Annotated in this window: 23 protein-coding genes; all 23 read left to right on the top strand. The window is 49.5% G+C overall.

The features are described 5' to 3' along the window. The first annotated feature begins 43 nt into the window (after positions 1–43). The 23 genes from LIO64_RS12000 (at position 44) to LIO64_RS11890 (ending at position 23,158) form a co-directional block, all read left to right on the top strand. Positions 44–823, top strand: coding sequence for a polysaccharide biosynthesis/export family protein (locus tag LIO64_RS12000; protein WP_290549688.1), 780 nt, complete (start codon positions 44–46; stop codon positions 821–823). 76 nt (positions 824–899) lie between these two features. Next, on the top strand, positions 900–3,314 hold the full coding sequence (locus tag LIO64_RS11995) for a tyrosine-protein kinase family protein (protein ID WP_290549687.1): 2,415 nt from the start codon (positions 900–902) through the stop codon (positions 3,312–3,314). A gap of 28 nt (positions 3,315–3,342) precedes the next feature. After that, the gene (locus LIO64_RS11990) at positions 3,343–4,014 is read left to right on the top strand and encodes a CpsB/CapC family capsule biosynthesis tyrosine phosphatase (RefSeq protein ID WP_290549686.1); all 672 of its coding nucleotides are present in this window, start codon (positions 3,343–3,345) and stop codon (positions 4,012–4,014) included. A gap of 26 nt (positions 4,015–4,040) precedes the next feature. Further along, positions 4,041–4,754 (top strand): sugar transferase, encoded by a 714-nt coding sequence (locus LIO64_RS11985; protein WP_290549685.1) that lies wholly within the window; start codon positions 4,041–4,043, stop codon positions 4,752–4,754. 42 nt (positions 4,755–4,796) lie between these two features. Then, on the top strand, positions 4,797–5,681 hold the full coding sequence (gene rfbA / locus LIO64_RS11980; RefSeq protein WP_290549684.1) for a glucose-1-phosphate thymidylyltransferase RfbA: 885 nt from the start codon (positions 4,797–4,799) through the stop codon (positions 5,679–5,681). 12 nt (positions 5,682–5,693) lie between these two features. Further along, positions 5,694–6,275: a dTDP-4-dehydrorhamnose 3,5-epimerase gene (gene rfbC / locus LIO64_RS11975; RefSeq protein WP_290549683.1), complete on the top strand. Its 582-nt coding sequence runs from the start codon at positions 5,694–5,696 to the stop codon at positions 6,273–6,275. A 17-nt stretch (positions 6,276–6,292) separates the two neighbouring features. Continuing rightward, positions 6,293–7,156: a dTDP-4-dehydrorhamnose reductase gene (rfbD, locus tag LIO64_RS11970; RefSeq protein WP_290549682.1), complete on the top strand. Its 864-nt coding sequence runs from the start codon at positions 6,293–6,295 to the stop codon at positions 7,154–7,156. Between the two features lie 44 nt (positions 7,157–7,200). After that, a complete protein-coding gene (locus LIO64_RS11965; protein WP_290549681.1) occupies positions 7,201–8,346 on the top strand; it encodes a dTDP-glucose 4,6-dehydratase in 1,146 nt (381 codons plus the stop codon). 2 nt (positions 8,347–8,348) lie between these two features. Beyond that, positions 8,349–8,759 carry an FdtA/QdtA family cupin domain-containing protein gene (locus tag LIO64_RS11960; protein WP_290549680.1) on the top strand — a complete coding sequence of 137 codons (411 nt, stop codon included), beginning with the start codon at positions 8,349–8,351 and terminating at the stop codon, positions 8,757–8,759. Further along, positions 8,756–9,169 carry an FdtA/QdtA family cupin domain-containing protein gene (locus tag LIO64_RS11955; RefSeq protein ID WP_290549679.1) on the top strand — a complete coding sequence of 138 codons (414 nt, stop codon included), beginning with the start codon at positions 8,756–8,758 and terminating at the stop codon, positions 9,167–9,169. Before LIO64_RS11960 ends, LIO64_RS11955 begins: the two co-directional genes overlap by 4 nt. A gap of 2 nt (positions 9,170–9,171) precedes the next feature. Beyond that, positions 9,172–9,699, top strand: coding sequence for an acyltransferase (locus tag LIO64_RS11950; RefSeq protein ID WP_290549678.1), 528 nt, complete (start codon positions 9,172–9,174; stop codon positions 9,697–9,699). Then, entirely contained in the window at positions 9,692–10,792 is a 1,101-nt protein-coding gene (locus LIO64_RS11945; RefSeq protein ID WP_290549677.1) for a DegT/DnrJ/EryC1/StrS family aminotransferase, read from the top strand. The genes LIO64_RS11950 and LIO64_RS11945 overlap by 8 nt, the downstream gene beginning before the upstream one ends. A gap of 2 nt (positions 10,793–10,794) precedes the next feature. Continuing rightward, positions 10,795–11,754: a glycosyltransferase family 2 protein gene (locus LIO64_RS11940; RefSeq protein WP_290549676.1), complete on the top strand. Its 960-nt coding sequence runs from the start codon at positions 10,795–10,797 to the stop codon at positions 11,752–11,754. Continuing rightward, positions 11,754–13,271 carry an O-antigen translocase gene (locus LIO64_RS11935; RefSeq protein WP_290549675.1) on the top strand — a complete coding sequence of 506 codons (1,518 nt, stop codon included), beginning with the start codon at positions 11,754–11,756 and terminating at the stop codon, positions 13,269–13,271. The genes LIO64_RS11940 and LIO64_RS11935 overlap by 1 nt, the downstream gene beginning before the upstream one ends. Continuing rightward, complete coding sequence (locus LIO64_RS11930) at positions 13,268–14,188, top strand: glycosyltransferase family 2 protein (RefSeq protein WP_290549674.1); 921 nt, start codon at positions 13,268–13,270, stop codon at positions 14,186–14,188. Before LIO64_RS11935 ends, LIO64_RS11930 begins: the two co-directional genes overlap by 4 nt. A gap of 463 nt (positions 14,189–14,651) precedes the next feature. Next, positions 14,652–15,869, top strand: coding sequence for a glycosyltransferase (locus LIO64_RS11925; RefSeq protein WP_290549673.1), 1,218 nt, complete (start codon positions 14,652–14,654; stop codon positions 15,867–15,869). A gap of 129 nt (positions 15,870–15,998) precedes the next feature. Next, entirely contained in the window at positions 15,999–17,180 is a 1,182-nt protein-coding gene (locus tag LIO64_RS11920) for a glycosyltransferase (protein ID WP_290549672.1), read from the top strand. Between the two features lie 9 nt (positions 17,181–17,189). Next, the gene (locus tag LIO64_RS11915; RefSeq protein WP_290549671.1) at positions 17,190–18,038 is read left to right on the top strand and encodes a glycosyltransferase family 2 protein; all 849 of its coding nucleotides are present in this window, start codon (positions 17,190–17,192) and stop codon (positions 18,036–18,038) included. Positions 18,039–18,155: 117 nt separating this feature from the next. Next, a complete protein-coding gene (locus tag LIO64_RS11910) occupies positions 18,156–19,298 on the top strand; it encodes a glycosyltransferase (protein ID WP_290549670.1) in 1,143 nt (380 codons plus the stop codon). After that, on the top strand, positions 19,291–19,932 hold the full coding sequence (locus LIO64_RS11905) for an acyltransferase (protein WP_290549669.1): 642 nt from the start codon (positions 19,291–19,293) through the stop codon (positions 19,930–19,932). Before LIO64_RS11910 ends, LIO64_RS11905 begins: the two co-directional genes overlap by 8 nt. Further along, positions 19,922–21,058: a glycoside hydrolase family 99-like domain-containing protein gene (locus tag LIO64_RS11900; RefSeq protein ID WP_290549668.1), complete on the top strand. Its 1,137-nt coding sequence runs from the start codon at positions 19,922–19,924 to the stop codon at positions 21,056–21,058. The genes LIO64_RS11905 and LIO64_RS11900 overlap by 11 nt, the downstream gene beginning before the upstream one ends. A gap of 5 nt (positions 21,059–21,063) precedes the next feature. Further along, a complete protein-coding gene (locus LIO64_RS11895; RefSeq protein ID WP_290549667.1) occupies positions 21,064–22,023 on the top strand; it encodes a glycosyltransferase family 2 protein in 960 nt (319 codons plus the stop codon). Between the two features lies 1 nt (position 22,024). Further along, positions 22,025–23,158, top strand: coding sequence for a glycosyltransferase (locus LIO64_RS11890; RefSeq protein WP_290549666.1), 1,134 nt, complete (start codon positions 22,025–22,027; stop codon positions 23,156–23,158). Positions 23,159–23,219: the final 61 nt, after the last annotated feature.

Here is a 23,219-nt window from a genome sequence, read left to right as displayed (position 1 = left end):
TCAACTCCATCTATCCAACCTCTCTCCAACCTCTCTCCAACCAATGAACATACACCACCTCATCAGCAAAGCGGCCCTCTGCTCCGCAGTCCTGGCCGCATCCTCTCTCCTGCCTTCTTGCGTTAATCCCAAGGAAGTCCTTTATATCCAGGACGTCTCCGGACAGACTAAAGAAAAGATCAAGGGAAATTACCAGCCCCTCATCCAGAAGGATGACCAGCTCTCCATCACGGTCAGCAGCAAGCAGCCTGAACTGACAGCGCCCTTCGCCGTGTCCGAAATAGGATCCACCACCAATAACACCACCACGTCAAAAGGATACCTGGTGGACGCCAACGGCTGCATCGTGCTGCCCGTTATCGGGAAAATCAAGGCGGCCGGCAAAACCTGCTCCCAGCTGGGAGATGACATTGCCGCCACTCTGAGGAACAGGGACTATATCAGAGACGCCTCCGTCAACGTGCAAATCACGAATTTTAAATTTTCCGTACTGGGGGAAGTCAACTCTCCCGGCACCTACAAAATTGAAGGACAGCGCCTGACAATTCTGGAAGCCATCAGCCGTGCCGGAGACCTGAACATTGACGGCAACCGGGACGTCACTTTGATCCGGGAAACCAACGGAACCCGCCAGATCGCGAACATTGACCTGCGCAGCAAGGACCTGTTCTACTCCCCCTACTATTATATTCAGCAGAATGATACCATTTACGTCACTCCGTCAGACCGGAAGGTGAATACGCGCAGTGACGCCGTCCAATGGTACGGGTGGGGGCTTTCCGGCCTTGGCGTGACCATGGCCATCATCGCTCTCTGCCTGTAATTCCCTCTTTCATCCGGGGCATGGATTGATTCCACCATGCCCCGGATCCACCTTCTCCCAATTTTTTTATCCCCTCATGGCAGACCACAACTCCCCCGCCCATACGACAACGGAAGAAGCAGAAGAAACATCCTTCTCTCTGGAAATGATCCTGGCCATCCTGCGCCGTTACTGGATCATCATTATCCTGTCCGCTCTGGCAGGCGGGGCATTCGCCTACTACTTCGCCGGCAAACAGGGCTACGTTTATCAAAAAACGGCCAGCGTCATGATGCGTGATTCAAAAACAGATCCGAGTGCATCATCCGAGCGCATCATGACAGAACTGGGCATTGATTCGGGCGCGGCCAATCTGGCGAACGAAAGCTTCATCCTCAAATCCACCTCCCTGATGATCAAAGTGGTGGAAGACCTGCATACCAATGTCTCCTACTGGCAAAAAAAGGACTTCCGGGAAATAGACCTTTACAAAAGCAGCCCCCTTCTAGCCGTCTTTGAGCAGATTGAAGAATCCCGCTCCTGCCTTCTTCACGTCACCCCCCTGGATGAACGCCGCTTCATTCTCTCCTATCCCTCCAGCACGGGAGACTTCTCCATGCAGGAGGGAATCTACGGTGAATCTGTTACACTGCCCTTCGCCGTCGTCTCCATCCATCCTACTGCCCAGATGACTGATGATTGGAATGGAAAAACCGTCATCGTGCGCCGGGATTCCATCCTGAGAACCGCCTCCGGCCAACTCGCCAACCTGACTGTTACCCGCCCGGACGTCAAGGACTCCAGCCTTCTGGAAATGAGCCTGACCTCCAGCAATCCTCAAAAAGCCGCTGACGTGCTCAACCACCTCATCCGGGTCTATAACCAAATATCCAAGGACGAAAAAAGCGAAGCGGCACTCAAGACGAAGGAATTCATTCAGAGACGCCTGAAAAAACTGGGAACCGAACTCAGCAAGGTGGATCAGAAAATTACCGACTTCAAAATGAAGAGTGACATCTTCAAGGATACGGACACTACGATGAGTGCGGATTTCAGTACGGCCCAGGCTCTGGAAAAGGAAATCTTTGACCTTGAAACCCAGATCAAGCTGGCGGCGAGCCTCGCCGGAACGCTGGAAGAGGCAGGCCGAAAGGAAGGCCTGCTCTCCGTTGACACCGGTCTGACCGATCCCGGAATTTCAAAGCAGCTTGAAATTTACAATGAAGCCTATCTGGAATACCGGAAAATTGCGGGAAGCGCCGGTTCCCAAAACCCTATCACCATAGGGTTGCGTGACAAAATGAACTCCATCCGCACGGCGGCATATAAATCCCTAGCCAATTACCGGGCCAATCTGGATTTAAAACTCAAGGAACTTACCAACAAGCGGAATTCCCTGGCGGCACGCCTGGAAAACACCGCCACCAAGGAACAGGAAATCACCCCGCTGATCCGTGAACACAAAGTAATGGAAGAACTTTACCTGACCCTGCTAAGCAAGGAACAGGAAAACGATCTGGCTCTGGCAATCGCCAAACCCAGTGCGAAGGTACTGGAAACGGCACACGGCCCGGATGCGCCTATTTCCCCCCAAACCACCCAGTACCTAGCAGCCGGCACCCTCGGCGGAGCGGTAATCTGCATCTTTGCCTTCATAGGAGTGAGAATGATGAACAACAAGCTCATGAACAAGCATGACCTGGCGGGAAAAAGCCACCAGCCCGTCATTGGTGAACTGCCTGGCCTGAGCAAAAAAGAACGCAAACAAGCCATTCCATTCGTCCTGGATGACCACTCCATCATGGCGGAATGCCTCCACATCCTGCGTAACAATGTTGACTCCATGCTGCCCAAACCAGCGCGAGGCGGCCATGTCATCTTGGTCACCTCCACTATGACGGGAGAAGGAAAAACTTTCGTTTCCGCCAATCTGGCGGCCGCCTTCGCCAAGGCGGGCAAGCGCACCCTCCTGATTGATGGAGATCTCCGCAAATTCTCCCTGACACGCCTGCTGGGGGGCCGTGGCCGCAAGGGCATCACCAATCTCCTGCTCAACCAGGTGGATGATCCCTCCAGTATCATTCACCCCCTGGAACATCCTTTCCGGAACATTGACGTGCTTTACTCCGGCTCTGTCGCACCCAACCCTGTCACCCTGCTCAGTACCGCCAAACTGGCTCAACTGCTGGAAATCCAGAAGCAGCAATATGACGCCGTCATTATTGATGCGCCGCCTTACGGCATTCTGGCGGACACAGACATTCTGGCCTCCGAAAGCGACATTACCCTTTACACGGTCCGGAGCGGAAAAATCGACAAACGCTACTTTACACAGGTCCAGCACCTGGCGGACTCCGGCAAACTCCCCAACCTCGCCTACATCATCAATGATGTTGACTTCAAATCCGCCAGCTACAGCCATTACGGCTACGGCTACGGATACCACTACGGTTATGGATCCAAGGAAATCCAGGAATCCCTGAAGGCACAGGATAAGAAGGAAATACACTAGCCGGGAACTATTCAGATCATCCTCTCTCATGTTAGGCAGCCTGTTCACACGCCGCTACGTCACCGCCGATCTTTTTCCGGACGGCATGGATAGGCATACCCATATCCTCTGGGGAGTGGACGACGGAGCCTCCTCCCTGCAGAAAAGCCTGGGCATCATCCGCCAGCTCAAGGCCATGGGACTCCGGGGCGCCTACTGCACCCCTCATATCAAAGCACGCTATCCGGAAAACACGCCGGACCGGCTGCTCCGCCGCTTTGGCCGGCTGCTGAAGGACACCAGGGAAGAAGGATTCCAGCTCAAACTTGCAGCGGAATACATGCTGGACGATCATTTTGAAGAGCAACTGAACAAATATACGCCCTTGACCTATGATGGGGAACACCTGCTCATAGAACTGCCCCAGTACTACCTCCCCACCGCCTGGAAAGACAAAATCAGCGCGGTCAGGGACAGGGGTTACACCCCCGTTCTGGCCCACCCCGAACGCTACGGGCGTGTTCTGCAAGAGGAGGAACTATTCCAGATGGCTGAAGAGGAAGGAATCAAATACCAGGGAAACGTCGGTTCGCTGGGCCGCATTTACGGAAAACAGGCCGCCGTCCTGGCAAAAAAACTCCGGGACCGGAATCTCTATGCCTGGTGGGGTACAGACAGCCATACCCCAGCCATGGCCGGCAACATGCCTCTTAAAACCTAACCTTCTCCTATTCACAACCTCTCTCGATGCCTAACTTTGTCACTAACGCCTCTCTCCGCAGTCCCCAATACAACAGCTTTTACAGCCGATACGGCAAACGCGCCCTGGATTTTACAGTCGCGCTGTTCAGCTTGATCTGTCTGCTCCCTGTATTGGCCATCCCGGCCTTCCTGCTGATCGTCATTCAATGGACGTCTCCCTTTTTTCTTCAAAAACGCATCGGCCGTCACCTCAAGCCCTTTTACATCATCAAATTCAAAACCATGAAAGATATCAGGGACGCAGAAGGACGCCTGCTGCCGGACGAACAACGCTCCACCTTCCTTGGTTCCCTGCTGCGTCGTACCTCCCTGGACGAACTGCCTGAACTCATCAACGTCCTGCTGGGCGATATGAGTTTCATTGGCCCACGCCCCTGGATTCCGGAGCAAATGGTCATCTTTACCCCCTCCACCCGGAGAAAAAGAATGTCCCTGCGCCCGGGCATCACGGGGCTAGCCCAGGTCCACGGTCGCAACAACCTCACCTTCCGGCAGCGGGTATGCTACGACCTGCACTACAAACGCCGCCTCTCCTTAAAAGAAGACATTAAAATATTATGCTACACCTTTTATAAAGTGATTAAACGGGAAGGGATTGATCAGCATCCCCAGGCCCTCCCCCCAAAAGACCCGCAAACCAGAGGCATCCGCGGCAACAATCTGGATTCTCATAAAGTTAATCCCTATCACGGTTTTTAACAAAAAATATCAACTTTCAATAACCAGTTCAAAAACACAATCATGAAAGGAATCGTTCTCGCCGGTGGAGCCGGCACGCGTCTTTATCCCATCACCAAAGGAGTGAGCAAACAGCTGTTGCCTGTCTTTGACAAACCGATGATCTATTATCCCATTTCCGCACTGATGCTGGCCGGAATTAGAGAAATCCTGATCATCTCTACTCCTCAGGATCTGCCCGGTTTCCGTCGTCTTTTGGGCGATGGTTCGGATTTCGGCGTATCTTTCAGCTATGAAGAACAGCCATCTCCGGACGGTCTGGCTCAGGCCTTCATCATCGGCCGCGACTTCATTGGAGGCGACTCAGCCTGCCTCGTACTGGGTGATAACATCTTCTACGGCAACGGCTTCACCTACATGCTCCGAGATGCGGTGCGCACCGCGGAACAAGATTCAAAAGCAACAGTCTTTGGCTATTGGGTTGCAGATCCGGAACGTTACGGCGTGGCGGAATTCGATTCTCAGGGCAATTGCCTCTCCATTGAAGAAAAGCCCGAACATCCCCGTTCCAACTATGCAGTCGTTGGCCTTTACTTCTACCCTAACCGAGTGGTGGACGTTGCCGCCAACGTAAAACCCTCTGCTCGCGGAGAACTGGAAATCACCACGGTAAACCAGCAGTTCCTGCAGGAAGGAGCTCTGTGCGTACAACCTCTTTCCCGTGGCTTTGCCTGGCTGGATACGGGTACGCATGATTCCCTTAGCGAGGCCTCCACCTTCGTTGAGGTGATCGAAAAACGCCAGGGGCTTAAAATCTCCTGTCTTGAAGGCATTGCCTATGAAAACGGCTGGATTGATTCTGAACGCCTCAGACAACTTGCCCAGCCCATGCTTAAGAACGCATACGGCCAGTACCTGATGAACCTGGCTGATGAAAAAGCTCATTAACTTCACTAACCCATGGATATCATCACCACAGCTTTCAACCACGTCGTCATCATTGAACCACGCATCTTTGCAGATGCCCGCGGATACTTTTTTGAATCTTTCTCTCAGAGGGAGTTTGAAGAAAAAGTGCATCCCATCCGCTTCGTGCAGGACAATGAAAGCAAATCCTCTTACGGCGTGCTGCGCGGCCTGCACTTTCAGAAACCACCCTTCGCGCAAAGCAAGCTGGTACGTGTTATCAAGGGTTCAGTCCTTGATGTGGCGGTAGACATCCGTAAGGGTTCTCCTACTTTCGGGCAACACGTTGCCGTGGAACTGACGGAAGAGAACCACCGTCAAATGTTCATTCCACGCGGTTTTGCCCATGGCTTTGCCGTCCTCTCTGATGAAGTCATTTTCCAGTATAAATGCGATAACTTCTACTCCCCCCAAAGTGAAGGAGCCATTGCCTGGAATGATCCCGCTCTGGGAATCGACTGGAAACTGCCAGCCGCCAGCATCCAGCTTTCAGAAAAAGACCGCTGCCACCCCCTTTTGGCGGAGACGGATACCCCCTTTGACATCCATTCCAACCTCTACCCGGAACTGGGCTAAACCTCATCCATCCTACCATGAATATCCTCGTCACCGGCGCCAACGGCCAGCTTGGCAATGAAATGCGCCTCGTCTCCCGGAACAGTGCAGACCACTACATCTTCACTGACGTTGCAGAACTGGACATCACCAATTCCGATGCCGTCCGCTCTCTCGTGCAGGAACAGAACGTGCAGGCCATCATCAACTGCGCCGCTTACACCAATGTGGATAAGGCGGAAGATGAACGCGAACTGGCAGAGCTGCTCAACGCTGCCGCCGTCCGCCACCTTGCAGATGCCATGGCTGACGCAGGCGGCCTTCTCATCCACATCTCCACGGACTACGTCTTCGGCGGAGCCCCCAACAACACTCCCTGTACGGAGAACCTCCCTGCCAAGCCCACCGGCGTTTATGGAGAAACCAAACTTCACGGAGAACAAGCCATTCTGGAAAGCGGCTGCCAGACCATCATCCTCCGCACGGCCTGGCTTTACTCGGAGTTTGGCAAAAACTTCTTAAAAACCATGCTCGCGCTGACCTCAGATAAACCTCAGCTTAAGGTTGTCTTTGACCAGTGCGGCACGCCCACCTATGCGCTGGACCTAGCCCGCGCCATCTTCCACCTGGTGGAAAACCGCCTGTTCCATGGACATGAAGGCATCTACCACTACTCCAATGAAGGAGTCTGTTCCTGGTATGACTTCGCTAAAATGATCGCGGAATACGCCGGTCACGCCGCCTGCGATATTCAGCCCTGCCACAGCAGTGAATTCCCCTCAAAAGTAACCCGCCCGTCCTACTCCGTGCTGGATAAAAGCAAGTTCAAAGCCGCTTTCGGGCTGCGCATTCCCTACTGGACGGAGGCCCTGCGTGAATGCCTTGCCAATATGAACAAGTAAATATCCACACATCCTTATCAGCTTACTATAAAACCATTAAACCCATGTCTGATTTCAAACGCAACATCATCGTCACCGGCGGAGCCGGATTCATTGGCAGTCACGTTGTCCGCCTTTTCGTGAAAAAATACCCGGAGTACCGCATCATCAATGTGGATAAACTCACTTACGCCGGCAACCTTGCCAACCTCAAGGATCTGGAAGACGCCCCCAACCACGTCTTCATGCGCGCCGATATCTGCGACTACGACCGTATGAGCGCCCTCATGGCGGAATACAAGGTGGATGGCATCATTCACCTCGCCGCGGAAAGCCATGTGGACCGCTCCATCCGCGATCCCTTCACCTTTGCCCGCACCAACGTCATGGGCACACTGAGCCTGCTTCAAGCCGCCAAACTCTACTGGGAAGCCCTGCCGGAAAAATATGAGGGCAAACGCTTCTACCACATTTCCACGGATGAAGTGTACGGCGCTCTGGAACTCACCCATCCGGAAGGCATCAAATCCCCGTTCACCACCACAGCCTCCTCCGCGGAACATCACCACGCCTACGGAAAAGACTTCTTCCTGGAAACCACCAAATACAATCCGCACAGCCCTTACAGCGCCTCAAAGGCCGGCAGTGACCACTTCGTACGCGCCTACCATGACACCTACGGCATGCCGACCGTCGTCACCAACTGCTCAAACAACTACGGCCCTTACCAATTCCCGGAAAAACTCATTCCGCTTTTCATCAACAACATCCGCCAGGGCAAACCCCTCCCCGTCTATGGCAGGGGGGAAAACGTGCGCGACTGGCTCTATGTGGAGGATCACGCCCGCGCCATCGACCTCATTTTCCACGAAGGCAAAATTGCGGAAACCTACAACATCGGCGGCTTCAATGAATGGAAGAACATTGACATCATCAAGGTCATCATCGCCACGGTAGACAGACTCCTCGGCAATCCTGCCGGGCATTCCCTGCCCCTCATCACCTACGTGACCGACCGCGCCGGGCACGATCTCCGCTACGCCATCGACAGCCGCAAGCTTCAGTCCGAACTCGGCTGGGAACCCTCCCTCCAATTTGAGGAAGGGATTGAAAAAACCGTCCGCTGGTACCTCGACCACCAGGACTGGATGGACAACATTACGTCCGGCGAATACGAGAAATATTACGAGGAAATGTACCAGGGAAGATAAGCATGCAACCACGGAAAACAGAACCGAGAATCATTGAGCTTCCCAAATTTCTGGACAGAAGAGGCAATTTGTCCTTTATTGAGGAACAACGGCATATACCGTTCGATATTGCCCGCTGCTACTGGATTTACGACGTACCGGGAGGAGAATCGCGCGGGGGCCACGCTTTCCGTAAAAATGAAGAATTTATCGTTGCTCTCTCCGGCAGCTTCGATGTGATGCTGGATCACGGTCACGAGCGTAAAATCTATTCGCTCAACCGTTCCTATTACGGTTTGTATGTCCCTTGTGGATATTGGCGGGAAGTTAAAAACTTCTCTACCAATTCGCTGGCGCTGGTTCTGGCCTCATGCCCTTATGAGCAAGAGGATTACATCCGCGACTACGAGCAATTTAGAAAGGAGATGGCATGAGAACCAGCAGCGTTTACGATTGCACCATCATTGAGCTGGACAAACACCACCATGAACGTGGCAACATCACCGTGGTGGAGAATAATAAAACCGTACCCTTTTCCATACGGCGCGCGTATTATCTTTACGATATTCCGGGGGGGGAAAGCCGCGGCGGCCACGCTCACCACAACCTGCACCAGTTGCTGGTAGCAGCCAGCGGTAGCTTTACCGTCACTCTTGACGACGGCAAGGTGAAGCGCACCTTCCTGCTCAACCGCCCCTATCAGGCTCTGCTCATTGTTCCCGGTATCTGGCGTACTCTGGATGATTTCTCTTCCGGCTCAGTCTGTCTGGTTCTGGCTTCTCACGTCTATGACGAAGCGGATTACATCCGGGATTATCAACAATTTCTGGAGTTAAAACAATGACCATGATTCACCCCTTATCGGATGTCCGGTCTCCTTTTATCGGAGAAGATACAAATGTCTGGCAATTCTGCGTTATTCTGCCTAAGGCCAGAATTGGCAAAGATTGCAATATCTGCGCCCACGTGCTGATTGAAAACGATGTAATCGTGGGCGACCACGTGACTATTAAATCCGGTGTACAACTCTGGGATGGAATTACGATCGAAGACTCGGTTTTTATCGGACCAAACGTCACTTTTACGAATGACCTTGTTCCGCGGTCCAAACGCTATCCCGATTCTTTTTCAAAAACTCTAATCCGGCAGGGAGCCTCCATTGGCGCCAATGCAACTATTCTGGCAGGACGAATCATCGGTGCTTACTCCCTTATTGGCGCCGGCAGTGTAGTAACCAGGGACATTCCGCCACATACGGTGTGGTACGGCAACCCGGCAACCATGCGTGGCTACGTCACCAGAGAAGGTATCCTGCTGGACATGGACATGAAAGACAAGGAAGGAAACACTCACCCAATTAACAACAATGATTAAGTTTTTAAATTTGCAAAAAGTAACTCAGGCCTATGCTGATGAAATCCATGAGGCCGTAAGCCGAGTCATTGACTCGGGCTGGTATCTTCAAGGCCGGGAAAACGATGCTTTTGAAGCTGAATACAGTCATTACATCGGCACCAAACACAGCATCGGCTGCGCCAACGGTCTTGATGCACTCATCTGGATTTTCCGTGCCTATATGGAAATGGGTGTCATGAAGCCCGGTGACGAGGTTATTGTACCGGCCAATACCTACATTGCTTCCATTCTGGCAATTACAGAAAACAACCTGAAGCCTGTTCTGGTAGAGCCGTCCCTTGATACTCTTCAGATGGATGATTCCCTCGTAGAAGCCGCCATTACGAAACGCACACGTGCCATCCTGATCGTTCACCTTTACGGCCAGTGCGCCTATACGGAAAAAATCGGAGAACTCTGCCGCAAGTACAATCTCAAACTGGTGGAAGACAACGCCCAGGCTCATGGCTGCATGTACAGAGCCCGCAAAACCGGCTCGCTAGGCGACGCTGCGGGGCATAGCTTCTATCCTGGTAAAAACCTCGGGGCACTAGGCGATGCAGGCGCTGTCACCACGGATGATGAAAAACTGGCAAAGGCCATCCGTTCTCTGGCTAATTACGGTTCTTCCCGCAAATACGTCTTTCAGTACCAGGGCAGAAACAGCAGACTGGATGAAATTCAGGCGGCCGTTCTCCGGGTGAAACTGCTCCATCTTGATGCAGCGCTGGAGGCCCGCCGCAAAGTCGCACGCTACTACCGTGAAAACATCTCCAATCCCCATGTCCGCCTTCCTCTGCCCGTAGTTGAAGAATCCCATGCCTACCACCTCTTCCCCATCCTCTGTGATCGCCGTGATGAGCTGCAGCAGTTTCTCACGGGACAGGGCATCCAGACGCTTATCCACTACCCCATCCCACCTCATCAGCAGGAATGCTATAAGGAATGGAACCACCTTTCCTTCCCTGTCACCGAACAAATTCACCAGCAGGAACTAAGCCTGCCCATCAGCCCCGTAATGGAGGAAAATGATGTTCTTCATATTGTGAAGAACATTAACAACTTTATTTAAGTATGAAAGTTTCAGTAGTTATACCTTGCTATAACGCAGCAACATATCTACGTAAATGCTTAGACTCGGTCCTCGAACAATCTTACTCAGACTTTGAAGTCGTATGCGTGGATGATGCATCAACGGATTCTACTTGGGAAATTCTCCTAGAATATAGTTTGGCAGACTCGCGAGTTAGAGCTTTTCAGCTTGAGAAGAATAGTGGAGCAGCTAAGTATCCCAGGGATCATGCCGTTAATCTCGCTTTGTCAGAATGGGTAGTAGGCGTTGATTCTGACGATTACATTGAGAGGGATTACCTGATGAAATTAGTCACTAGGCAGCAGGACTCCGATGCTCAAGTTGTCTGTGCTCGGATGATATTCAAACATCCGGATTCATCTTGTGACTTCTCCATCCCTGGTACTGATTTTGATATGGCACAGGTTTTACCTGGTAAAGCGGCAGCAACGCTGACACTAGGAGGATGGACGATAGGCATGAATGGAGCCTTGATAAGCAAAAACGTTTGGCAATCAAGCTCCCAATATCTCAACAGAGATTTTCTCCACATGAACGCTGATGAATATGCCTCAAGGGAAATACTTATCAAAGCTCCTACGGTAGCCTTTGCTGATGCCCATTATTATTATCGCAAACATGAGGAATCGATAACCCATAATGGGGTTCGGATGTATGAGGCGCTTTGGACGGATATTGCCCTAGTATCCCTTTTCCGTGAGAATTATGGAACAAAGAGCATTGAATATAAAAAAGCTCTTACTCGTTTTATTTCTTCTCTTGCAAATTATACGAGAATTTATAATTCATATGGAGATTCCCCTGAAGAAGCTCTGGCTATTATAAAGAAATGCCACAACAGTTTATCAGGACATGCCATTCTCACTTCGCATGTTTCATGGAAACGTAAATTGGTAATGCTCCTTCCCTTTTTTCTTTATCGTAAATTGATGAGAAGGTAATGAACGGTTCTGCAAAAAATTCATACCGCCAGGTATTTAAGGCAACTTCCATCTTTGGAGGGGTGCAGATGTTCAATATTGCTGTCGGACTGGTGCGATCCAAGCTGGCGGCTTCCCTGATAGGTACGGCAGGCTACGGTATTAACAGCCTGCTCTTAGCCCCGCTTGGTTTAATCGGCAGCTTAACAGGGCTGGGCATTGGCTTCAGTGCTATTCGCAATATTTCATTAGCGCATGCGGACGGAAATCAGGATCAGTTTGGAAGAACGGTCAAGACGTTCCGCCGCTGGGTATGGGTTACGGGCTTGCTGGGCATGCTAGTCACCATTTTCCTCGCCCCCTACCTCAGCATGTCCAGCTTCGGGAACGGAGATTATACATGGGCATTTATCGCCCTATCCGTCACATTCTTCCTGGGAGCGGTCACCAGTGGACAAACGGCCGTACTTTATGGTACGCGCAGAATCAAGGACACAGCCCGCTCCACAATGATAGGCGGTGTGCTGGGAGGGCTGACTTCCGTACCATTATACTACTTTTACGGGCTTCAGGGAATCGTTCCGGCCATTATTGCGGCGGCTTGCACCTCCCTGCTGCTTTCCTGGTATTTTGCCAGGCGCGTGCCCGTCAAAAATGTGGACGTGAGTTACCGGGAATCTTTCCATGAAGGAATCTCTTTTGTCAGAGTCGGTTTCATGATGACATTAAGCGGCCTCATGGGAAGTGGAGTGACCTACGGGATGAGCGCCTTCATCAGCCACATGGGCGGCGTTTCCGAGGTAGGATTGTACAATTCCGGCTGGAGTATTACGGAACGTTATGTCGGCATGGTATTTGCCGCCATGGCGGCCGACTATTACCCGCGCCTGTCGGCATTCAGCGGAGATAATGGCAAAATGACGGAGACTGTCAACCAGCAGGCGGAAATAGGTATTTTAATCATCGGCCCCATCATGCTGCTTTACCTGCTGACGCTGCCTATTCTGATTCCCCTGCTGTATACCAGGGAATTCCTGGGCGTCATCCCCTTCACCCAATGGGTAGTCATCGGCATGCTGCTGAAAGTGGTCGGCTGGAGCCTGGGATTCATTGCGCTGGCCAAAGGAGAATCCGGATTATATTTCAGACTTGAACTGCTGGGAACCGTAGTCCAGACCCTGGCAACCATGGGTGGATATGCCCTCTGGGGCCTGGAAGGCGTGGGAGTCGCTTTCGTGATCTTATACTTGTTCTATGTATCGTACATGGTCGTTTTTTACAAGAAGACCATGTTTTTCTCACTTTCCGGCCCACTTTTCCGCGTCTTTGCCTGCATGCAAACCCTTTGCATATTGGCTTTTCTGTCCGTCAAATTCCTTCCCGTTCCCTACGGGTACATTTTCAGTGCCGTATTGCTTATCGTCTCCTGCTTCTTTTCTCTCCACGAGCTGCATAAACGAATAGACCTCAAGGAAATTTCTCAAAAGGTAAAGTCAAAATTTTTCCGAAGAAAACAACCTGACTCCTCAACGACATGACCCAGCCATCCCTTCCTCTTCTGTCAATCGTCGTATTGACTTACAACTCTTCCCAATATGTTCTGGATACCCTTGAAAGCGCCTACAGACAAACGTATTCCGGGCCTATTGAATTGATTATTACAGACGACTGCTCATCAGATGATACGGTAGCCATTTGCCGGGAATGGCTGAAAGAAAAACAGCAGCGCTTCTTCCGGGTAGAACTCATCACAGCTAGAGAAAATACGGGGGTTTCAAAAAACATTAACCGGGGATGCCGGTCTGCCAGAGGGGAATGGATCAAACCGATCGCAGGAGATGATATATTAATAGATCAATGCTTGGAGATATTATATGACCAGGCTCAGCTGATTGGTGACCAATGTTCATTCATCATAGCTCCCCTCTATATTTTTACGGAAACAGAGGAACTGTCATCCGGATCAAACCTGAATATACGCTGGGATCTGGAATCCAATGTATCCATGGATATGGATTACCTCTTTAATCATCCTCTTCTTATCACGCTGGGACCATCCTTCTTCCTTTCTAAAAAAATGATGGAAGAAATAGACTATTATGATGAAATATTCATCAATTTTGAAGATGCACCTCTTGTGCGCAAGGCCATCTCACAAGGTTATCATGTCAACACAATAGATAAACCTGTTGCATTTTACAGATGCCATTCTCAATCCATTACGCGCACTTCACTGAATCATCTGAAAACATATCGCTACATTATCGACATGTACCATTATTATCTGCGTCCAAAATTCAGCCTTGCCAGACGTTGGGACATGTTCTTAAAGCTGCTTCCCATTTACATCTATACATGGATGGGAAGAGAACAATCTATTTATGCGAGCCTGGCATTTCGCCTCAACCGTTATTTTCAAATTTCATATTACAAGAATATTTTAAAAAATAAATAAAATATTATTCTATTCATCATAGATATTCCATTTTTTCTGAAATTCATAATCTCTTCATCTGTGATTCTCTGTTAGTTTCTGAAAATTAATAAATAAAACACGGCATGCTGCTTCAAAAAAAAATCCCCATAATAACCGTTATTTTAAATTATCGTCTGCGCCTTTTCAACGCGCGAAGGCGTTTCCGTCAATTGCATAATGAGTCGGACGCATACGGCCTTGGACGAGTATGCCCCTCCAACTCCACTCCTGTACAAGCTATCCCGGATGAAACCATTCCGCGCAAGAAACAGAATGAGAGCATTTCCTTCGTGTATGACAGCATGACAGCTTCAGCGAATACCATTCATCACGGAGAAAACATATTCAGAGTAAAGGCATGTCGTCAAAAGGACCTTGTCCGCACCGTTGTAAACTAGTGGGGCAGTCTGTTTAAATCGTTAACCTGCACGGAGGAGAAACAATGAACATCTGCATCACCAACACGCGGGAATGTAATCCATTCATCGGAGGGGTGGAAAGTGTCTCCCACCTCCTGGCGCAAGCCTTGACGGAGCGCGGTCACCGCGTCATCTTCGTCGCAGACTCCAGAGCCGGAAAAGAAGCCCGGTACGTCCCCGCAGCGGAAAGTTTCTTTCTCCCGGAAGGGGGCCACCCTGAAAGCCTCCGGAATGTCTCCTTTCTTGCGGACCTCATCCGGCAGCAGGCAATTGACGTTGTTCTGAACCAAGCGGCCAATATAGGACCATTTTCACGCCTGTGGGATGAAGTGAAAAAAAGAACGGATATCCGGCTCGTCTCCGCCATTCACTTTGCCCCCCTTTACAACATTCAAGCAGCCGCCGCCAACTTCTTCATTCTTCCCGTTCTAGGGCGCAACCCTGTCAGATGGTGCAGGAATATTCTACTATGGCTTCGTTTCCACCTGTACCAAAAGAAAAAAATGAAGCGCGCGGAAGCCAGTTTCTACCGTGAGCGTTACCGCAACTCGGATGCCGTCGTCATGCTGTCGGAGGCTTATAAACCAGCATTCGTGGAAATGACGGGCGACACTTCACGGCTGCATGTAATCGGCAATCCCGTCAGGAAACATCACTGCGTCTTTAACAGGGAAGAAAAAAAACATCAGCTTCTGTATGTGGGCCGTCTGGAATATGGCCTTAAACGGGTGGACCGGCTTCTTTCCATATGGAAAGAACTTTACCGGGACTTCCCTTCCTGGGAACTGGTGGTAGTCGGTGACGGAGCCATCCGGCCCGAGCTGGAAAAAATGGTGGAACGACAGCAGATGGAAAGAGTATCCTTCGCCGGGTTCCGCCATCCCGGGGAATACCTGAAGGAAAGCTCCATCCTGTGCCTGACCAGTTCTTCGGAAGGTTTTGGAATGGTTCTTGTTGAGGCCTTGCAGCACGGCTGCGTTCCCGTAGCGTATGACTCCTTTGGCGCGCTCCATGATATCATGGAAGACGGTATCACCGGATATGCCGTGCCCCCCTTCCGGAAGAAGGAATTCATTCACCGCCTCCGCACGCTAATGAGTGACGAAGGGAAAAGGGAGGAAATGGCCAGGGCAGGCACGCGTTCATGCGATCGGCACAATATTGATTACATTGTCCGGCAGTGGGAGAAATTATTCATACAGGTAATATACGAGGGCAGCATTAACAGACAGCAATTTTAATTCTCTCAATAGGCCTACCCATTTTGATGTTTTTTTCATTTAACAAACATAATTTAAGAACTTTACATAATTTTTTATAGAAAAAATTAAATTTTCCTATTTAATTCCACGCGTTATATTTTATAATATATGAACATTTGCTTTATCAGCGCCGGGCAATTCAACGTGACACAAGGAGGTATCGACCGAGTATGTTCTCAGTTGGTCGAATGCTTTCGAAAACGAGGACATGTTGTCTTATGTTGTTATCTATGGGAGAGTTGCGCTCCGGATCATGATCAAGAGCTGCAATTTCAATTTCCTGATACGGAGGACGCAGCCAGTGAGAGAAATGCACTTTATTTGCATGACCTTCTTGTCCGTTACAAGGTGGATATCATTTGCAACCATTCTTTTCTCATTGCTCAACATGACGTATGCGTAACTGCAAAAAAAGGGACATCCGCTAAATTGGTATATACTCTGCATTCGGATCCAAATGTTGCATTGCGAGACATTTTGGATAATCAGGAAAAACATCTGGCATTGGGATATTCTATAACTTCTTTATGGCGTTTTACGTGTTGTTTGCTTAAGAGCCCTGTCTCTTATTATTTGAGACATATTCATACAAAAAAGCGCTTTCTCAAATTATATGATGACTCCGATCAATGTGTTATGCTTTCCCGTGCAGCTGCTGCATCTTTTGCCCGTTTTGCAAACGTACAGAAACCTCAGAAATTAAGTGTAATTCCGGATCCGATCCCTTTCCATGTAAATCTTCACTCAGAGGTAGCTCGGAAAAAACAAGTTCTGTTTGTGGGACGTTTGGTGTGGCAGAAGCGAGTTGATCGTTTGCTGAAGGTTTGGAAGGATATTGAGAAGGATTTCCCCGAGTGGACCTTGGTTATTGTAGGTGATGGCCCGGATAAGGAATTATATGAAAAAATAGGGCAATCCCTCTCATTGAAAAATATTTCTTTTGTTGGTTCCCAATCTTCTGAATCATATTACCGAGCATCGAAAATTTTGTGTCTGACAAGTTCCAGTGAAGGGTTCTCTATGGTCCTAATTGAAGCTCAACAGTATGGATGCGTTCCTGTTGCATATAACTCTTTTCCTGCATTAGCTGATATCATTGATGATGGTGTAAACGGATACGCTGTAACTCCATTTTCTGAACAGGAGTACATAAGCCGCTTGCGCTTATTAATGGAAGATGCTCCGAAAAGAAGACGCATGGCAGAGGAGGGAATGAAGACCTGCCGTAAATTTGACGTTCACAATATAGCGGAACAATGGGAAGTTCTTTTTAAACGAATTTGTTTATAAATCAAGTTCATGAATCAACCTGAAATTTCAATAATCACAGTGGTTAAAGATGACTGTGCCGGAATGAAAGTCACAGCAGAGAGTATTGTGCATCAAAGTGCCTTTTCCCGAATAGAGTGGGTTGTCATCGATGCTGCCTCTCGGGACGGGACTGTGGATGTCATTCAATCTCATTCAGATAAAATAGCATTTTGGGTCAGTGAACCTGATTCCGGCATTTATGATGCCATGAATAAGGGTCTCGAAAAAGTGAAGGGAAAATACTGCCTTTTTCTCAATGCAGGAGATGCATTGCATGCAAATGATGTAATTGAACGGGTTCTTGCCAACGAGAATTATGGACGGGTTGATTATTTGTCGGGAAGTACGCAGTTGTGTCGTCATGGAAAAAAGGAGGCCATAGATTATGCCCCGGAAAAAGTGACCGGTCGCCTTCTTTTTGAGAGAAGTCTTTCTCATCAAGCAACTTTTATCCGTACATCCAGATTGAAATCTATGGGAGGATATGATCGTGCTTATAAAATCGCGGCGGATGCTAAGGCTTTTTTTCATGATATCATTATATTGAATGCAAGCTATGCGCCACTTCATTTTGTTGTTGCAGATTATGATATAACAGGAATATCCTCTACTAATTATCAGCTAACCACTGAGGAGAGAAATCGTTTCCTCTCAACCCTCTTGCCTTCCAGAATGTACGATGATTATAGAAAAATGGTTTATGGTGAGACGGCATTGGAAAAGATACAGATCAAAATACAGGGAAGTGTTGAATATAAATTACTCACCATTATAGCTTTAGTAATTTATTCACCAACAGCTTTGTTTAACAGAATACGAATGAAGTTAAGAAAATAAATCCCTCATCAAAATAAAACTATGCGAGTTCTCTGGTTTTCCATTACGCCATCCATGTTTGCGCCCTCTACTGTTTCCCACAACGGAGGAGGCTGGGTGGCGTCGCTGGAAGGAATTATGCGCACTTTACCCGAAGTAGAACTCGGCATTGCATTCGAACTGGGCGGCTATGATTTCAAGTATGAAGATTCCGGCGTCACCTATTATCCGCTTTCTACTCCCAAACACCCTCGCTGGGCACGGTTCTTGGGCAAGCGGAACGAGACGGGGGAAACAACTGCCTACCTCAAGGTGATTGAGGATTTCAAGCCGGATTTGATCCAGATTTTCGGTAGTGAGAATGATTTTGGCGCCATTTTCACCCTGACGGATATTCCCGTGCTCATCCACATGCAGGGCAGTCTGCCCCCCTACCACAATGCCCTATTTCCCGTTGGCATGAATTCCTGGGATTTCCTCTTCTGTGGAGGTTTGTGCCGCCATCGCCGCCTGATGGGGCTGCGTTCGGAATCATCTTTTCGTAAAAAAGCGGAACGGGAAATCAATACGATCCAGTCCTGCCGTCATTTCCTTGGCAGGACGGCATGGGACAAGGCTCTTGTCAAACTCTTCAACCCTCAGGCAAACTATTTTCACTGTGAGGAAGCTCTACGCCCCTCCTTCTTCCATGGAGAAAAATTATGGACCCCTCCCGCACCGAGTGACGGAAAGGTTCGGATAGCCAGTGTTATTTCGAATCCATGGTACAAGGGGCTGGATCTCATCCTGAAAACGGCAAAGCTGCTACGTCGTTTTACAAAACTGGATGTGGAATGGAAGGTGTACGGCGTGAGCGATATCGTACCTTTCTTTGAAAAGAAATATGGCATTAAGGCTGCGGCAGTAGGAGTGCACGCCATGGGAGCCGTTTCTCAGGAGGCTCTGGTAGAGGCCTTGTGCAGCGCTCATTGTTTCGTTGCTCCAAGTTATATAGATAATAGCCCGAACAGCGTCTGCGAGGCTCAACTGCTGGGTATGCCGGTACTGGCAACCAATGTAGGCGGGGTTTCCTCCATCGTGAGGGAGGGAGAGACGGGAATCCTCTTCCCCGCGAACGATCCCTACATGCTGGCCTCTCATATTACCAGTCTGCTGGAAGAGCCGGATAGGGCTCGCTCCCTGGGGCAGGCGGCCCGTGAACAGGCGCTTTCCAGACATAACCCGGAAAGCATCGGCCGGAACCTGCTTTCCATTTACAGAAAGGTTTTGAAACATGCGTAACTTCATTTTCAGCTGTGTTGCCATGCTGGGAACCCTGCTGGGACTCATGGGCCGTTTATGGCCGGCGCGTCTGCAGTACCTCGGCTATCTGCTCCGGCGGCATGTAGTGACCGCGCGACATAAGCATCGCTTCCGTAGCTTTGGCGAGCATTCACTGCTGGCTCAAGGGCTGACCTTGTTGGCACCACATCACATTTCCATCGGGTGCAGGGTGTCTGTCATGCGTCATTGCGTGTTGGAAACCTGTGCTCCGGAGGGGATGGAGTCAAATCTCATCATCGCCGATGGCGTTTCCCTAGGGGAATATTCCCATGTGACCTGCGCACGGCGTATTGAAATCGGGGAAGGCGTACTCACCGGCCGCTTTGTGCTGATTACGGACAACGGGCATGGCGCTTCACTCCCGGAGGAAAGTGAACGCCCTCCCCTGCTGCGCCCCGTCCATTCTCCCGGGCCTGTCATCATTGGCCGACATGTCTGGATAGGGGACAAGGTGACCATCCTTCCCAACGTTCGCATTGGGGAGGGCGCCATTCTCGCAGCCAATGCCGTGATCACCAAAGACGTACCTCCATTTTCCATTGTTGCCGGCTGCCCGGCTAAAGTAGTCAAATATATTCAACATGAACACTAAAGATATTAAAGTTATTCCCGTTTATCTTCCCCAGTTTCATACTATCCCGGAAAATGACGAGTGGTGGGGAAAGGGCTTTACCGAATGGACGAATGTACGGGAGGCCAAACCTCTATTCCCCGGACACAAGCAGCCACGGACACCGCTCAACGGAAACTACTATGACTTGAGCGAGGTAGAAACCCTGAAATGGCAATGCGAACTGGCGAAAAAATATGGCATCTACGGCTTTTGCATGTACCATTACTGGTTCAACGGGCATCTCCTGCTGGAGAAACCCATGGAGATGCTTCTGGCTCATCCGGAGATTGACATCAAGTACTGCATTTCATGGGCAAACCATGACTGGACGGATGCATGGAAGGCCAAGGATCGCGCGCCCCGCGTTCTGATCGCCCACGACTTTGATGATGAGCAGGACTGGGTGAACCATTTCAACTACATGCTGCCCTTCTTCAAGGATCCTCGTTACATGAGGGAAAACAACAAGCCTATCATGGTCATCTATATACCGAACCTGATCCGCAAGCTGCCGAAGATGCTCGCGCTCTGGACGGACATGGCAAAAGAAGCCGGGCTGGAGGGGCTGACCTATATTTACCAGAGCGCCTCGTCCAGCTTTGATGATTCCTGGGATAAATCCCTCTTTGATTACGGTGTAGAGATGAATCCCGGCTACGCCAATATGTACTTTCGGAAGAAAAAAGCCGGAATATTCCCGAAACTCATGAAGTATTCCCGTGAACTGAAGCGGCTACTGCATATTCGCCGCAGCCTGCTTCCTCAGCGGAAGGTAAAGGAAGTGGTTCAGGCGGACTATGATGAAACGTGGCGGAAGATTCTTCAACTACGCCCACGAACGGACTGCAGGATGATTCCCTGCGCTTTTACGGACTGGGATAATACGCCGCGCCATCGTATGAACGGGTATCTGTACTCAGGAGTATCTGCCGGAAAATTCAAAAACTATTTTTCTCAATTGGTGGAAAATACCAAAAACTACTATGACACTGACATGATCTTCGTATTCGCCTGGAATGAATGGGCGGAAGGGGGCTATCTGGAGCCGGATGAAATCTCCGGCTATGGTTATCTGGAAGCAATTAAAAATGCACTTGGCGAGTAGTCTGTATGAAAATTAGTGTTATAGCCATTTTTTACAATTCCGCGGCCTGGGTGCGGAAGTGCGTGGACTCCATCCTGGCTCAACAGGGCCATTTTGATCTCGAATTGATCGCTGTTGATGATTGTAGCCCGGATGAAACGCTTAACATTCTCCAGTCGTATGGGGATTCACGGCTTCGGATTGTTCACCATGAAATCAACAGGGGAATTTCATCTGCCAGAAATTCTGGCCTGGAGCATACAACAGGAGACTGTTTCTTTTTCATTGATGGGGATGATTATCTCCCGGATGGTGCTTTAGCTCGCCTCACAGAGTACTTTTCGGATGAAGTCGATTGGGTTCAGGGTAGCTATGCCATATGCGACGGGACGGGCAAGGTTCTATCTTTACGGAACTATCCTGATGCCAAGTATGGTTCTCATCGCAGTATTGAAAAAAATTTTGACCAGTTGGAGTTTATTTATACCCACAACCGCCTAATTAATTCCCGTTTGAAAGATATCCGCTTCCCGATAGGGAAAGCCCATGAAGATCGTTTTTGGAATGTAGAGGCCTTCCCTCGGCTACAGAAAATTATCTGTGTTTCCTCACCAACTTACAACTACATTGCCCATCCGTCTTCGTTCTCCAATAAGAGCCGCGCATCAGTACTTTATATTGAAAGCGCCATGGATCTTCTGAAACACATGGATGCTGCCGGAAGGTGTTGGGAGGATATGGCGGATACCTTCATGATAACTGCGATAGAAAAAAACTGTTACTTATGGGAGTTCCCTCCGGCATTCCGCAAAAACATCCGGACCCGACTGAAAAAACGCCGTCCCATAAAAATTAACATTGCAGCTTTCCCACGTTTCACGAAACACGTTCACAACATGATTGCAGCGGGAATGCCGGATATGATGATGGGGTATATTTGCACCATCTATCGGATCTTCATGAAAATCTTAAATCGCCCGGTATGATATGAAACGTGTTTTGTTTTGTCTGTCGGATTTCAAACAAGGAGGAATTCCCCGTTGTCTCCAATCTCTTTTGGAACAATTGGATACATCTTTTGTTAAAGCAGATGTTCTCTGCCTATATCAGGATGGTCCCTACAAGGGAGCATTAAAAAATTGCCGAGTTTTACCGGAGGATTACGTTGTTTCCCGTTTAATGGTTCATACCAAAAAGATAGGATGGAGGAATATATGGAAACATTTGCCGGCTTTGGCTCTGAAATGCTGGCGCACTCTTATACTCAAACTGACCCGTCGCGATATTCTGACGGAACGCCTGCATCAGCTGGCGAGCAAGTGTTCCGGATATGATGCTGTGATTGCCTATGCCGAAGGCATGCCTGCCCAGTTGGTTGAACAAATCACTTGTTCCCGTAAATTTGTGTGGATTCACAACGATTATTCATGGGAATGCGCCCGCAGCGGAGCCTCTCAAACCAATTTTCCCGTTTTTGAAAAGGTGGTGTGCGTATCGGAAGCGGCCCGTCAGGCCTGGATTGCCTGTTATCCCCATCTGGAAGCCAAAACGGAGACATTATACAATATCATTAATGAGGAACATATCAGGGCGCGGGCAGAAGACCCGTTGGATGATCCCGACTTTTGTACCGCTCAATTTACGTTGGTATCTATCGGCCGTGTTTGTGCCCAAAAGCAATTTGAAGTGATTCCATCCATAGCGGCGGAATTGAAAAAGGCAGGAGGTAGCTTCCACTGGTACATTATTGGCGGTGGGCCGAAGAATGAGGAGGAGCTTGTGCGTTCAGCCATCCGTAAGCAGGATGTTCAGGCTTGTGTGACTTTGCTGGGAGAGAAGGTAAATCCATACCCCTATCTAAAGCAGGCAGACGCCTTCGTATTAACTTCCCGGTATGAGAGTTACCCTACGGTCATCAATGAAGCCGCCATCCTGCAAGTGCCCATCGTGGCTAACGACATTCCTTGTGTGCGGGAAATGTTGCATGAATATGATGGAATAGTGGTTGATATAAAACACATGGCTCAATCACTGACTACGTTATTAAATCATAACTCATTGAGGGGGGGGGGATACCCCAACAACAAATACTGGATGCGCATTAGCATAATGCCACCTTAATGAAATAATTCTATTCGCTGGTGCCGTGATAATATGGAAATGTTCAAGTGGACATCAAATA

This window comes from Akkermansia sp., from assembly GCF_020860705.1.
Taxonomy (GTDB): Bacteria; Verrucomicrobiota; Verrucomicrobiia; order Verrucomicrobiales; family Akkermansiaceae; genus Akkermansia.
This window is presented reverse-complemented; position numbering and strand designations above follow the sequence as displayed.

Coding starts and splice junctions, on each gene's coding strand:
- rfbA (WP_290549684.1), top strand. CDS start 4,797: ATGAAAGGAATCGTTCTCGCCGGTGGAGCCGGCACGCGTCTTTATCCC.
- LIO64_RS11955 (WP_290549679.1), top strand. CDS start 8,756: ATGAGAACCAGCAGCGTTTACGATTGCACCATCATTGAGCTGGACAAA.
- LIO64_RS11925 (WP_290549673.1), top strand. CDS start 14,652: ATGAACATCTGCATCACCAACACGCGGGAATGTAATCCATTCATCGGA.
- LIO64_RS11945 (WP_290549677.1), top strand. CDS start 9,692: ATGATTAAGTTTTTAAATTTGCAAAAAGTAACTCAGGCCTATGCTGAT.
- LIO64_RS11990 (WP_290549686.1), top strand. CDS start 3,343: ATGTTAGGCAGCCTGTTCACACGCCGCTACGTCACCGCCGATCTTTTT.
- rfbC (WP_290549683.1), top strand. CDS start 5,694: ATGGATATCATCACCACAGCTTTCAACCACGTCGTCATCATTGAACCA.
- LIO64_RS11960 (WP_290549680.1), top strand. CDS start 8,349: ATGCAACCACGGAAAACAGAACCGAGAATCATTGAGCTTCCCAAATTT.
- LIO64_RS11905 (WP_290549669.1), top strand. CDS start 19,291: ATGCGTAACTTCATTTTCAGCTGTGTTGCCATGCTGGGAACCCTGCTG.
- LIO64_RS11940 (WP_290549676.1), top strand. CDS start 10,795: ATGAAAGTTTCAGTAGTTATACCTTGCTATAACGCAGCAACATATCTA.
- LIO64_RS12000 (WP_290549688.1), top strand. CDS start 44: ATGAACATACACCACCTCATCAGCAAAGCGGCCCTCTGCTCCGCAGTC.
- LIO64_RS11915 (WP_290549671.1), top strand. CDS start 17,190: ATGAATCAACCTGAAATTTCAATAATCACAGTGGTTAAAGATGACTGT.
- LIO64_RS11910 (WP_290549670.1), top strand. CDS start 18,156: ATGCGCACTTTACCCGAAGTAGAACTCGGCATTGCATTCGAACTGGGC.
- LIO64_RS11890 (WP_290549666.1), top strand. CDS start 22,025: ATGAAACGTGTTTTGTTTTGTCTGTCGGATTTCAAACAAGGAGGAATT.
- LIO64_RS11920 (WP_290549672.1), top strand. CDS start 15,999: ATGAACATTTGCTTTATCAGCGCCGGGCAATTCAACGTGACACAAGGA.
- LIO64_RS11895 (WP_290549667.1), top strand. CDS start 21,064: ATGAAAATTAGTGTTATAGCCATTTTTTACAATTCCGCGGCCTGGGTG.
- LIO64_RS11965 (WP_290549681.1), top strand. CDS start 7,201: ATGTCTGATTTCAAACGCAACATCATCGTCACCGGCGGAGCCGGATTC.
- LIO64_RS11930 (WP_290549674.1), top strand. CDS start 13,268: ATGACCCAGCCATCCCTTCCTCTTCTGTCAATCGTCGTATTGACTTAC.
- LIO64_RS11985 (WP_290549685.1), top strand. CDS start 4,041: ATGCCTAACTTTGTCACTAACGCCTCTCTCCGCAGTCCCCAATACAAC.
- rfbD (WP_290549682.1), top strand. CDS start 6,293: ATGAATATCCTCGTCACCGGCGCCAACGGCCAGCTTGGCAATGAAATG.
- LIO64_RS11950 (WP_290549678.1), top strand. CDS start 9,172: ATGATTCACCCCTTATCGGATGTCCGGTCTCCTTTTATCGGAGAAGAT.
- LIO64_RS11995 (WP_290549687.1), top strand. CDS start 900: ATGGCAGACCACAACTCCCCCGCCCATACGACAACGGAAGAAGCAGAA.
- LIO64_RS11900 (WP_290549668.1), top strand. CDS start 19,922: ATGAACACTAAAGATATTAAAGTTATTCCCGTTTATCTTCCCCAGTTT.
- LIO64_RS11935 (WP_290549675.1), top strand. CDS start 11,754: ATGAACGGTTCTGCAAAAAATTCATACCGCCAGGTATTTAAGGCAACT.